Source organism: Granulicella aggregans (genome assembly GCF_025685565.1).
Taxonomy (GTDB): Bacteria; Acidobacteriota; Terriglobia; order Terriglobales; family Acidobacteriaceae; genus Edaphobacter; species Edaphobacter aggregans_B.
Genome location: NZ_JAGSYE010000002.1, coordinates 334,257 through 346,874 on the forward strand (window position 1 = coordinate 334,257; position 12,618 = coordinate 346,874).

8 protein-coding genes are annotated in these 12,618 nt (G+C 60.3%); 2 read left to right on the top strand and 6 right to left on the bottom strand.

Going from position 1 to position 12,618, the window contains the following annotated elements:
* Positions 1-33 precede the first annotated feature (33 nt).
* The 6 genes from OHL18_RS10905 to recN form a co-directional block, all read right to left on the bottom strand.
* Entirely contained in the window at positions 34-480 is a 447-nt protein-coding gene (locus OHL18_RS10905; protein ID WP_263374887.1) for a hypothetical protein, read from the bottom strand.
* A 79-nt stretch (positions 481-559) separates the two neighbouring features.
* Positions 560-1,702 (bottom strand): adenosyl-hopene transferase HpnH, encoded by a 1,143-nt coding sequence (gene hpnH, locus OHL18_RS10910; protein ID WP_263374888.1) that lies wholly within the window; start codon positions 1,700-1,702, stop codon positions 560-562.
* Positions 1,703-1,762: 60 nt separating this feature from the next.
* A complete protein-coding gene (gene shc, locus OHL18_RS10915) occupies positions 1,763-3,811 on the bottom strand; it encodes a squalene--hopene cyclase (protein ID WP_263374889.1) in 2,049 nt (682 codons plus the stop codon).
* Between the two features lie 74 nt (positions 3,812-3,885).
* Positions 3,886-4,887, bottom strand: a complete 1,002-nt coding sequence (locus OHL18_RS10920; RefSeq protein WP_263374890.1) for a 4-hydroxy-3-methylbut-2-enyl diphosphate reductase — start codon at positions 4,885-4,887, stop codon at positions 3,886-3,888.
* A gap of 336 nt (positions 4,888-5,223) precedes the next feature.
* A complete protein-coding gene (locus OHL18_RS10925; RefSeq protein WP_263374891.1) occupies positions 5,224-6,267 on the bottom strand; it encodes an alpha/beta fold hydrolase in 1,044 nt (347 codons plus the stop codon).
* Between the two features lie 393 nt (positions 6,268-6,660).
* The gene (gene recN, locus OHL18_RS10930; RefSeq protein ID WP_263375743.1) at positions 6,661-8,334 is read right to left on the bottom strand and encodes a DNA repair protein RecN; all 1,674 of its coding nucleotides are present in this window, start codon (positions 8,332-8,334) and stop codon (positions 6,661-6,663) included.
* 203 nt (positions 8,335-8,537) lie between these two features.
* On the opposite strand from recN, the gene OHL18_RS10935 reads away from it, so the two are divergent.
* Both OHL18_RS10935 and OHL18_RS10940 read left to right on the top strand, forming a co-directional pair.
* Positions 8,538-8,981 (top strand): response regulator, encoded by a 444-nt coding sequence (locus tag OHL18_RS10935; RefSeq protein WP_263374892.1) that lies wholly within the window; start codon positions 8,538-8,540, stop codon positions 8,979-8,981.
* Positions 8,982-9,022: 41 nt separating this feature from the next.
* On the top strand, positions 9,023-12,595 hold the full coding sequence (locus OHL18_RS10940; protein ID WP_263374893.1) for a PAS domain-containing protein: 3,573 nt from the start codon (positions 9,023-9,025) through the stop codon (positions 12,593-12,595).
* Positions 12,596-12,618 lie beyond the last annotated feature (23 nt).

Here is a 12,618-nt window from a genome sequence, read left to right on the forward strand (position 1 = left end):
CGCTAGTGCAAAACCGTATGCGATTGCAGACGATTAGTCCAGCTTCTCCGGCTCAATCTGGATGTTCTTCTCACCCGCCAGCTTCTTCTCCCAGTACTTCTTCACCCAGGCATCGAAGCTCTTGCCAGCCGCCGTATCGCGCCCGCTAAACACCAGCGCCGCCACATCGCTGTACGCAACGCTCACCTTCGTCGTCTCCTTCATCGGAATGATCCGGATGAAAGAGTCCGCCAAAGTTGCGCCCACCCGACGGTCGAAGAGATATCCCTCCACCTTCGATCCATCCTTGCGCGTCACCGTCACGTCGCCGCGATAGTCAAACGCCTTCTCCAGCGCCTCGCGGATATCCGCATCGCTTGCCAGCTCCGGAGTCCAGCCCTCAAGCTGCTCCCGTTCGCGACCGGCGATCACTTCAATCTCGTCCTGATTCACATGCGCGAGCTGATCCAGCTTCGCCGCTTCCTGCAATTGCGTCGACATCGACAATCCCCCACTAAAACCTTGTCATCCTTCGCCGAAGGCGGAGGATCTGCTTCTAAGCCCAGCCACGGAACCCGGCTTAGTCTCCTGAAACGCTCTGAAGTTCCTTGCTCTGCGCAGCCACAGCGGCAGGTGCCGCAATCTGCACCAGTGGCCCGTGCTCCGCCTTCGGCCACTCATTCAGCAGCTTCATCGCGCCCTCGTCCTCATACGTCGACGGGAACATATACTTCTTCGCCGTCTCGATAAAGCCTTTCAGCGACCCAAAGTTATAGTCCACCGCCGAAGCCTCGTGCCCCGAGTGCACCATGCAGTTCGCGCACTTCGGATTGCCGCTCTTCGCGCCGTAGTTCTCCCACTCCGTCGTATCCAGCAGCTCCTGGAAGCTGTCGGCATAGCCATCTTGCAGCAGGTAGCAAGGCTTCTGCCAGCCAAAGATCGAAAACGTCGGCATGCCCCAGGGCGTGCATTCGAAGTTCCGCTTTCCCATCAGGTACTCGCTGAACAGCGGATGCGTGTTGAACTCCCAGCTCTTCTTCCGGTTCGAAAGGATCGCCCGGAACAACCGCCGCGACCGAGCCTTACCCAGAAAGTGTGTCTGGTCCGGGGCCTTGTCGTACGTGTACCCGGGCGAGACCATCATGCTCTCGACACCGGCCGCCATCAGCTCATCGAAGTGTGCGCGCACGCTGTTCGGGTCCGCACCATCGAACAACGTCGTATTCGTCGTCACGCGGAAGCCCGCAGCAACCGCAGCCCGCACGCCTTCCATCGCAATGTCGTACCCACCCTCGCGGCACACGGAGAAGTCATGATGCTCCCGCTGTCCATCCACATGCACCGAGAACGAAAGGTATTTGCTCGGCTTGAACAGGTGCAGCTTTTCCTTCAGCAGCAGAGCATTCGTGCACATGTACACGTACTTCTTCCGTGCCACCAGACCGGCCACGATCTCCGGCATCTGCGGATGCAGCAGCGGCTCACCGCCGGGAATCGACACCATCGGCGTCCCGCACTCTTCGACCGCCTTGAAGCACTCTTCCGGCGAAAGCTCAGCCTTCAGGATGTGGGCCGGGTACTGGATCTTACCGCAGCCCGCGCACGCCAGATTGCAGCGAAACAACGGCTCCAGCATCAGTACCAGCGGATACCGCTTCCGCCCCATCAGCTTCTGCTTCAACACATACGTTGCAACCGTCCACGCCTGTGATACAGGAACCATGCTCTCAATCTCCCAAAAACGTTTTTACGTACAACGGACAACTTACAACGTATGACGTCGCTAAGCCGCTTCCGCTTCCCGCTCCATCAACTTCTTGTAAGTCGTCAAAGCCAGCAGCGGGAAGTAATCCCTATACAAGTGGTAGGCAAGATAAAACACCCGTGGGAACCCAGTCCCTGTATAAACCGCCTCGCCGTTTCGTCCCGCGGCCGACTCATCCCACGATCCATTCTCCGCCTGCTTCGACACCAGCCAGCGAATGCCCTTGGCCACCGAGTCACTCCGCGTATCACCCGCCGCCAAAAGCCCAAGCACCGCCCAAGCGGTTTGCGATGGTGTACTCGGCCCAATAGCCTTCTGCAGCGCATCGTCATAGCTGCCACAGGTCTCGCCCCAGCCGCCGTCGGCGTTTTGCATCATCCGGATCCACTCCGCCGCCTGCTGAATCGCCGGCTCGTGGTTCCAGTAGCCCATCGCCTCCAGGCCGCGCAGCACCAGGAACGTTCCATAAAGATAGTTCACGCCCCAGCGGCCGAACCAGCTTCCGTCGGACTCCTGCTCTTTGAGGATGAACTGGATCGCAGCCTCCACGCGCTTGTCCCGCCGTGTATAGCCGTAGCTGGCCAGCATCTCGAGAATTCGCCCGGTAATGTCTACCGACGGCGGATCGATCATCGCGTTATGGTCGGCAAATGGAATGTACTCGAAGATCTTCTTGGTATTGTCCTTATCGAAGCCGGCCCATCCGCCGTTCTTGCACTGCATGGCGAAGATCCAGTCGATCGCACGCATGCAAGCCCCGTGTTGGGCCTTCGCATGGGGATGTTCGACACACTTCAGCGCCATAACAACCTGTGCGGAATCATCGACATCCGGGTAAAACTCATTGTTAAACTCGAAGTACCAGCCACCCGGTTCGACATTGCGTACATTGTTCGCCCAGTCGCCCTTGTGCCGAACTTCCTTGTCCAGTAGCCAGCCTGCTGCCTTCACCATGCGCGGATCGTGCTTGTCGACGCCCGCCTCGCCCAGCGCAAAGACTGCCTGGCCAGTGTCCCATACCGGCGAGACGCAAGGCTGCATCCGGAAGGTCGGGGTGGGATAGTTCGGTTCGCCCTCGGGAAAATCCAGGCCCAAACGTTCAAATTCATCCATGGCCCGGATGAACTGCGGGTCGTCGTTGGAGTAGCCAAGGCAGCGCAGCGCAATGATCGCATTCATCATCGAGGGATAGATCGCGCCCAGTCCATCCGACATCTCGAACCGCTCAAGCATCCACCGCTCGGCCTTCTTGATAGCCATCTTCCGCAGCGGTCGGATATGCACCCGTTCGGCCCAGTGTGCGATCCGGTCGAAGGCCAGAAACAGGTTCCGCCAGCCGACCGGTTTCTTCTTGTCCCAACGCAGATGCAGGTTCGCGTTCTCGCGCCCTCCGACAAACAACTCGTCGATCCCCTGCTCCGGCGCGATCTTCTTGAATGGCTTCTTGGCATACGCAATCGAGAGCGGCACCACGATCGCCCGCGACCATGACGAGATTTCGTAGATGTTGAAGTAGCACCAGTTCGGGAACAGAATCAGCTCGGGCGGAACCGCAGGCACAGCGTCGTACTCGTACTGCCCCATGAAGCACAGGTAAATCTTGGTGAAGGTATTCACCTCCACCACCCCGCCGTTTGCCAGAATCCACTTCCGCGCCTTTACCAGCACCGGGTGGTCCTTCGACCATCCCATTAGCTTCAGCGCAAAATAAGCCTTCACGCCCAGCGAGATATTGGAAGGCCCGTTCGGATAGATACTCCATCCGCCGTCCTCATTCTGGTGTCGCAGAATCTCGTTCACGGCGCGCTGCATCCGGCCTTCATCGCCCGTATCCAGCAGCTTGTGCATGAAGATGTAGTCCGACTCCAGCATCGAGTCGGCCTCAAGTTCACCGCACCAGTATCCATCCGGATGCTGCAATCCCAGCAGCCAGTCCTTTGCGCGCTCAATTCCGGCAACAACGTGCTCCAGACCAAGGTCCATCCGACCGAAGCGCGGCTGCGTCCGTCCATGGGCGGTCTTTGCCGGTTGCGGGACCGCCTGCGGGTTACTTATAGATTGACTCATTCGTATGTTTGACTCGACGAGGACAGAAGTTGATTCAGCGGACTACGGGTCCCATTGAAAGATAAATTCGGAAGCTAAACCGCCGCGACATTCATCGGCGGTGCCGAAGCAATCGCCTGCACGATCTCCGGAGGCAGACCAAACCGCACATTCTCCGGCATCACCTCAACTTCATCCACGGACCCAAAACCCTTCGCCTGCAGATACTCCACCACTTCACTCACCAGAACTTCAGGAGCCGAAGCTCCAGCCGTCACCGCAACCGTCTTCACTCCGTCCAGCCACGCCGGATCAATCGCATCCGCGCTGTCGATCAAATAGGAGTTCGTATCCAGGTTCTTCGAAACCTCAACTAACCGGTTCGAGTTCGAACTATTCGCTGACCCTACAACCAGCACAAGGTCAGCTCCATGTGCAACATTCTTCACCGCCGTCTGCCGATTCTCCGTCGCATAGCAGATGTCCTGCGACTTCGGCCCAGCGATGTTCGGGAACTTCTTCTTCAGCGCATCGATCATGATGCCAGCCTCTGAGAGCGACAGCGTTGTCTGCGTCAGGTAAGCCACCTTGTCCGGATCGGGCACCACCAGCGCCTCAACCTCTTCGACGGTGGAAACTACCTGGGTCACATCCGGAGCCTCGCCCTGCGTGCCTTCTACCTCTTCGTGATCGCGATGCCCAACCAGCACCAGCGAATACCCCTGCTTAGCGAACTTGATCGCCTCCACGTGGACCTTCGTCACCAACGGGCAGGTCGCGTCGATCACCTTCAACCCGCGTCCCTTGGCCGCCTCGCGAACCGCCGGAGAGACGCCATGCGCGGAGTAGATCACGCGCGCGCCCTCAGGCACCTCGTCCAACTCATTGACGAAGATCGCTCCCTTCTTCGCTAGGTCGTTCACCACGTAGCTGTTGTGCACGATCTCCTTGCGCACGTAGATCGGCGCGCCGAAGGTATCGAGAGCAATCTGGACGATATCGATCGCGCGTACAACGCCTGCACAAAATCCGCGAGGCTTGAGCAAAAGAACGCGCTTGGTGGAACTCTCTGTCGTGTCGATGGTTGAGGTATTCACAAAGATAAGTATACGCTGTCAGGCTGCCTAAGACTACGATTTGTGAACCACTTCTGGTGCAACCTGACCCGCCATTGAGCTTCTCCCTATAGGTTCTTCTATCGAGAAGACGTCATCTCGACCGAAGCGCAGCGGAGTGGAGAGACCCCGCATTTCCTTTCCGCTCTAACCGACATAGCAAGTGTGCCCCATTCATCGCAGTCTCATCGCGAGGAGTGGGTCGCGCCATAGTCGGGTGCAACGCCACCACGCCTCACGGCCATCTTCCCCCTACTCCAACGCCCTGTGCCCCATTCATCGCGGCGTCACCGCGATGAATGGGACTGGCCACGGAACCTACCGCAACGCCTCCGTGATCGCCGGCCTCACCTTATCCGCCTCACACCCAGGCGCAAGATGCCCACAATCCCCCTCCAGCACAAGCAGCTTCGCATGGATCAGCGGAGCAAAAGCGATCGCCGGAATTGGATTCACCATGTGGTCCTGCCGCGCATTCACGAGCAGCACTCGCGCCTTGATCCGAGCTGCTGCAGCCTCAAGTGAACTCCCCTTCCCAATGTCCTGAGACAGCATCGCGTGGATCTGCCAGCGCCAGTCGTTCGCGTCGAAGGCCCCGTTCGTCGTCCCCTCGGTCGCCGCGAAGAAGCTCTCAAACTCCGTCAGAGGAGTATGTTGCACACGAAACTCCGGCGTCGTCAGGTTCATGTTGTGGATCAACTGAACCACCGGCATCTTCGGATTGCCGTCATACCGTCCGCCCGCATAAGCAGGGTCGGCCAGCATCGCCGCCTCCTCGCTCCGCCACAGCATCTTGTCGTAACTCGTAAGCCGCGGCGACCCCACGATAGGAATCGCCACATCCATGAACTCCGGATAGCTGACTATCCATTGGAAGGTCTGCATCCCGCCCATCGACCCGCCCATCACAGCGTGAACATGCTTCAATCCAAGCGCCTCAGTCACCAAGCGGTGCTCGGATTCCACCATGTCCCGGATCGTGAACTCGGGAAAATCGATCCCATGCTGACTAGCGCTGTTCGACGGAGAACACGAAACGCCATCGCCAAGCGCGTCCACCAGGATGAAAAAATACGACTCCGTGTCGATATACCCCTGCGGCCCGAAGACCCGCATCACGTCCGCGCTGGTTCCCGTAAACCACGTCGGAAACACAATCGCATTCGACTTCGCTGCGTTCGGCGTCCCAAGCGTCCGGTATCCGAGCTTGCAGCCATGAATCACCGCGCCACTCTCAAGCTTCAACTCGCCAAGATCAGCAAACTGCTGCGGCGAACCAGCTCCCACCTGCCCACGCGCCAACCTCCCACCCAACACAGAAGCCAGAACCGCCACAAAGCCGACTGCTCGAAAGATATTCATCGTTCAGCGATTCTATGGCTCAACCTGGAGGTCCGCCAACAAATCCCAGAAAACTCTCAAACAAGGTAAGGGCTGAAAGCGCGATCCCATCCGCGCCTCAACCCTCACTCGTAGATCATCTATCGAAACGTCCTAAAGCTTGTCCGCCTCGCACGCGGGATGTCCGCAATCGCAAGTCAACGTCTGCGTCCCTTTCGAATCCTCACAGAAGGTCGAACAATACTTTTCCTTCTCGCCGACAACACACTGACACATCTCGTGCGCACACTTCTTCACATCCGCCATCGCAGTTCTCCTCGGAAAATAAAATCACTCCGTTCACTGCGATGCCCGATTACCCAATCGAGATGCCGATGCCTTCACGTACAACGAAGAACATACAACGTACAACGCCTACCGGCTGATCTCCAGCAACTGCTCTGCATGACGCATACTCGTATCCGTCAGCTTCTCCCCGCTCAGCATCCGGGCAATCTCCTCGACCCTCTCGCCCGTCTCCATCAGCCGAACCTCGGTCTGCGTCCGCCCCGCCTTCACAGTCTTCTCGATCAAAAAGTGCTGGTCCCCGAACGCCGCAATCTGCGGCAGGTGCGTGATACAGATCACCTGCTGCCCCCGCGAGAGCGCCTTCAACTTCTTCCCAACAGCCTCCGCAGCCCGCCCACCAATCCCAATATCGATCTCGTCAAACACCAGCGTCCGCGGCAGCACTGCCTTGACCACCTTCGCGCTCGCGTCCTCAACGGCGACCTTCAGCGCCAGCATCACTCGCGACATCTCACCGCCCGACGCAATCTCCGCCAGCGGCTTCATCGGCTCGCCCGCATTCGTCGCAATCAGGCAATCGACCGCATCCCACCCATGTGCCGTCCACTCCCCTTCGCCCTTCACCTCAATGTGAAACCGAGCATTCATCGCTAGATCATTAATCTGCAAAACCGCAGACTTCTCTAACTTCCGAGCCGCCGAAGCCCTAGCCGCACTTAGAGAAGAAGCCGCAGCCCGAAACCGCTCCGCATCCACCGCCTGCTTCGCCGTCAGCTCCGCCATCAGCACATCGCGATTCTCCACCTCCGCCAGCTTCGCCGCGGCGTCCGCGCCGAACGCGATCACCTCCGCCAGCGTCGGGCCATATTTCCTCTTCAATCGATCCAGCGCCGCCAGCCGATCCTCAATCTCCTCCAGCCGCTCCGGCGCAGCGTTGATCGACTCCGCAAAGTCCCTTACCTCCGCGCTCAAATCCTCGACCGTAGCCTTCGCCGCCGCAAGCTGCGTCACCGCCTCGGCAAACCGCGAGTCATACCGCGCCAGCTCCTCAAAGTGCTTCAGCGCCGCTCCCAGCGTCGACTCCGCCGCTCCCTCCGACTCATACAACAGATCGTGCGCGCTCATCGCCGCCGTATACAGCTTTTCGGAGTTCGCCAGCACCCGCTTCTCCGTCTCGAGCTGAGCGTCCTCGTCGTCCGCGACCAGCCCCGCGGACTGAATCTCTCCACTCTGAAAACGCCAAAGGTCTGCCATCCGCAGCCGGTCCTGCTCGGCTGACTGCAACACCTGCAATCTCTCCGTAGTCCCTCTCCACTCCGCATAAGCCGCCGCAACCGCGTCGCTCGAGATCGCCCCAAACCGATCCAGCAACAACCTCTGCTGCTCCGTATCGAACGACCCCAGCGTCTCGCCCTGCGAGTGAATCAATGCCAGCTCCGGCGACAACTGCCGCAGCACTCCCACCGTCGTCGCCTGATTATTCGCAAAGACGCGTCCTTTTCCGTTCGCTGCAATCTCCCGACGCAGAAGAACATCATCCGTCTCGCACTCGATCCCATTGGTCTCAAGCACCGCCCGAGCCCCCGGCGTCATCTCGAAGACGCAGCTCACCACCGCCTTCTCCGCGCCATGCCGGACAACATCGCTGGAAGCTTTTCCACCGAGCAAAAGCGCCAGTGCGTCGATCAGAATCGACTTCCCCGCTCCCGTCTCGCCCGTCAGCAGGTTCAGCCCATGGCCAAACGTCGCCGCTGCCCGGTCGATGACTGCATAGTTCTCCGCCCGCAACTCCAGCAGCATTAGGTCCTCACCATCCACATACCGCGAGAATAACAAAGCCTGTCGAATCCTTTCGCAACACCACACCTATCTCCTCCGCATCCCACAGAAGTACCCATCCCGCCGGTCGATTCCCTTCCAGTCCGCGATGACCCCTCCCGATAAACCGGTTAGCCGCGAGCCGCGCTCAATCGGTCCATTTCGCCCAGAAGAGGTCACCACCCATGCCCCAGAAGAAGATCCTTATCGTCGATGACGACCCCGAGATGCGCCTCGCCATGCACGTCCGCCTCAAGGCGAACCATTACGACGTCGGCTTCGCGGTCGATGGCGTCTCCGGCATCGCCGAGGCCCGCCGCCAGCAGCCCGACGTCATCCTTCTCGACCTCGGCCTCCCCGCCGGGGACGGGTTCACCGTCCTCGAACGCCTCCAGACCAACGACTCCATGGCCGCGATCCCCGTCATCGTCGTCTCCGGCCGCGACCGCGCCGCAAACCGCGACCGCTCCCTCAAAGCCGGGGCCAAGCTCTTCCTCCAAAAGCCCGTCCGCAACAGCGATCTCCTCCTCGCCATCGAACAGGTCCTCGGTACCAAACACACGTCGTCCCCCGACTCCGCTCCAACCGTCTACGACCTCGGCGAACAGACTCCCGCACGGGCCTTCTGAACTCTCTTTCTGAACCGTCTATGGACTTCAGGTTCCACTCGATGTCAGCATTCCTGAGTTCTTTCCCGCTCTGCGTCTACCTGCGATCGAACACACTGCAGCCTCTCCTGTCATCGGAGTACTCTCCCCGCCGCGCCCTCTACATGGCCCATCCCGGGCTGTTGTGGACGAACGTGATCTCGGACGCGCTGATCGCAATCTCCTACGTCCTCTTCTTCCTGGGCATCAGGTGGCTGGTCGGCAAACTCAAACACATCGAGACCATGAGGTCCAAACTCTGGGCACTTTCAGCGTTCAACGTCTTCATCATGTCCTGCGGGGCCATGATCCTGCTTCGCATCGTCACCATCTGGTATCCCCTTGCCCAGATCTCGCTGGTACTCAAAGTCATCTGCGCCCTGGCATCGCTGCCTCCCGCCATCCTCTTTGCATGGCGTGCTCAGGCACTTGCGTCCGGTGTAACCCGTTTCTTCGATCTTCTAGCAACAGAGCACCGCCAGTCGGATGCCCTTCGCGAGAGCGAAGCGCTCCTTGACCGCACCAACCGAATCGCCGGAATTGGAGGCTGGGACCTCGATCTCAGTACCAACGCGGTCAATTGGTCCGCCGAGACAGCCCGAATGCACGGTCTCGCTCCCGGCTATCGCCCATCGCTCGAAGAAGGGATCAACTACTACGCTCCCGAGTACCACCCGGCCATCCTCGCCGCCCTTCAAACCGCAATGGCTGGCGGCGGAGGCTGGGACCTCGAACTTCCCCTGATCCGAGCTGATGGAATCCGAATATGGGTCCGCCTCGTCGGCGAAGCCGAACTCGTCGACGGCAAGCCCGTGCGGCTCTTCGGCTCGCTCCAGGACAAGACCAAGGAGATCGAGCAGCGCGAAGCCCTCCGTAAGAGCGAGCTCTTCCTCGACCGCACCAATCGCGTCGCCGGAATCGGTGGCTGGGAGCTCGATCTCGCCACCAACGATCTCACCTGGTCCGCCGAATCCGCACGCATGCACGGTCTTCCCCCGGGCTACAAACCGCTCCTCGACGAAGCCATCAACTATTTCGGCCGCAGCTATCACGCCACCATCCGCGCCGCTCTTCAGCGAGTCATCGAGGGCGGCCCCGGATGGGATCTTGAACTCCCTCTCTACCGCGTCGACGGACGAAAGCTCTGGGTCAGGCTCATCGGCGAGCCTGAGATCGTCGACGGCAAACCCGTCCGCGTCTTCGGCTCCGTCCAGGACAAGACCGAGGAGATCGAGCAGCGCGAAGCCCTGCGCAGGAGCCAGGTCTTCCTCGATCGCACCAACCGCGTCGCAGGAATCGGCGGTTGGGAGTTAGACCTCATCACGATGGACCTTCTCTGGTCCGACGAGACGGCACGGATTCACGGTAGGCCTCCCGGCCACAAACCAACCTACGAGGAAAGCCTCACCTACTTCCCCTCGGAGTCTCACACGCAAATTCTGGCGGCTGTAGAAAAGGCTCTGGCCACCGGCGGAGGCTACGAGCTTGAACTCCCCTTGATTCGCCCCGACGGATCCCGCATCTGGGTCCGGCTCCTTGGAGAGGTCCAGCTTGTAGATGGCAAACCAGTCCGCATCTTCGGTTCGCTGCAGGACAAGACACTAGAAGTAGAGCAGCGCGAGATCCTCCGCAAGAGTCAGAACTTCCTCGACCGCACCAACAGTATCGCCGGCGTCGGCGGATGGGAGATCGACATTCCCACCGGCGTCGTCACCTGGTCGGCGGAGACCTACCGCATTCATGCGCTCCCCGAGAGCTACCAGCCATCCATCGAAGCCGGTCTTAGCTTCTATGTGCCCAGCGCTCGCGCCGTGGTTGCAGCCGCGGTGGAGCGGGCTCTTGAGACGGGCGAGCCCTGGGACGTCGAAGTCGAGTTCATCCGCGCCGACGAGAAGCCCATCTGGGTGCGAACGGTCGGAAATGTCGAGATGGAGGAGGGCAAGCCTGTCCGCGTCGTCGGCGCCATTCAGGACAAGACAGCCCAGGTCAATGCCCGTCTCGCTCTTCAGCGCGCCAACGAACGCGCCACGCTAGCCACAGATAGCGGCGGAATCGCAATCTGGGACTGGGATCTCTCCAACAACCAGTTCATCTGCGATCACTGGATGTTCCGCATCTACGGGCTGGAACCGATCGAAGGGCCGACGCACATGTCCCTCTGGTCAGACCAGCTTCACCCCGAAGACCGCCCGCTGGTTATCTCGGCGCTTATGGATGCCATCGAAGACCGCAAGCCCTACGACATGGACTTCCGTGTCCTATGGGCCGACGGGAGCACCCACATCGTCAAGGCCACAGGCCAGGTCATTCGCGATCAGGACGGCCGCGCACTTCGCATGATCGGGACCAACCGCGACATCACCGAAGCTTGCCGGCTCGCCGCCGAACTCGAAGCGCAGCACGAACTCCTCCGCGTCACCCTCTTCTCCATCGGCGACGCCGTTGTCTCCGTCGACGCCAGGCGCAACATCGTCTGGATGAACGGCGCTGCCGAGCGCATGACCGGGTGGGAGGCCGCCGAGGCCATCAATAAGCCTGTTTCCGAAGTCTTCACTATCCTTTTCGAGAACTCCCGCCTCCCCGCCTCCGTCCACGTTGATCCCAAAGTCGCCCGTAGCCGCCGCATCTGCATGGAAGAGCGCGCCATCCTCGTCGCCCGCGACGGCACTGAACTCGGCGTCGAGACCTGCGCCACTCCCATCTACGACAGCCGCGCCGAGCTCGCCGGCAGCGTCCTCGTCGTCCGCGACATCACCGAACAACTGCGCCACGCCCGCGAGATCGAGCAGATTAACAAGCTCCAGCTCGACCTCAAGCTCAAAGACCAGTTCCTCTCCCACGTCTCCCACGAGCTTCGTTCGCCGCTCACCTCCGTCTACTCCTTCACCTCGATCATTGCGGACAATCTGGCCGGTGACACCACCGACGAGCAGCAGCAGTACCTCCAGATCGTCCTGAAAAACGTCCTCCAGCTTCAGGCCATGATCGAAGACCTCCTCACCGTCACCCAGTCGAAAGAGGGCAAGCTTCCCATCGAAGCCGAAAACTTCGCCGTCGCCCCCGCCATCCGGGATGCCGTACACACCTCCCACCCTGCGTCTTCGGCGAGACAGATCGCTGTCGACGATCATGGCGTCCACGAAGACCACTGCGCCTGGACCGACCCCACCCGCCTGCGCCAGATCATGATCATCCTGCTCGACAACGCCATCAAGTTCACCCCGCCTGGCGGTCACGTCTTCATCCGCACCTACGATGAGGGCAAGATGCTGCGGATCGAAGTAGAGGACGATGGCTGCGGCATCCCCCTCGACAAGCGCGCCCGCGTCTTCGAGAAGCTCTACCAGATCCTCGGTCCCGGCCACGCGGATACCAGCCTGGAAGGCCGCATCGGCCTGGGCCTCGGTCTTCACATCGCCCGCGACCTCGTCCGCCGCCAGGGCGGCAACATCTGGGTCACCGGCGCGCCGGAACAGGGCAGCATCTTCAACTTCACCCTGCCATCCGCCTCCGCAAGGCAGGAAGATGGCACCCCACGACGCCGAAGCACAGACTGGCCCGCCGCCATCGACTCCCACCTAACCTCAGCCGCCTGACCTGCTGAACTCCGTCGTCCTGA

Excerpts from the sequence above, each read along its gene's own strand:
- shc (WP_263374889.1), bottom strand. The coding sequence starts at position 3,811 with ATGAGTCAATCTATAAGTAACCCGCAGGCGGTCCCGCAACCGGCAAAG.
- OHL18_RS10925 (WP_263374891.1), bottom strand. The coding sequence starts at position 6,267 with ATGAATATCTTTCGAGCAGTCGGCTTTGTGGCGGTTCTGGCTTCTGTG.
- recN (WP_263375743.1), bottom strand. The coding sequence starts at position 8,334 with ATGCTGCTGGAGTTGCGGGCGGAGAACTATGCAGTCATCGACCGGGCA.
- OHL18_RS10905 (WP_263374887.1), bottom strand. The coding sequence starts at position 480 with ATGTCGACGCAATTGCAGGAAGCGGCGAAGCTGGATCAGCTCGCGCAT.
- OHL18_RS10940 (WP_263374893.1), top strand. The coding sequence starts at position 9,023 with ATGTCAGCATTCCTGAGTTCTTTCCCGCTCTGCGTCTACCTGCGATCG.
- hpnH (WP_263374888.1), bottom strand. The coding sequence starts at position 1,702 with ATGGTTCCTGTATCACAGGCGTGGACGGTTGCAACGTATGTGTTGAAG.
- OHL18_RS10935 (WP_263374892.1), top strand. The coding sequence starts at position 8,538 with ATGCCCCAGAAGAAGATCCTTATCGTCGATGACGACCCCGAGATGCGC.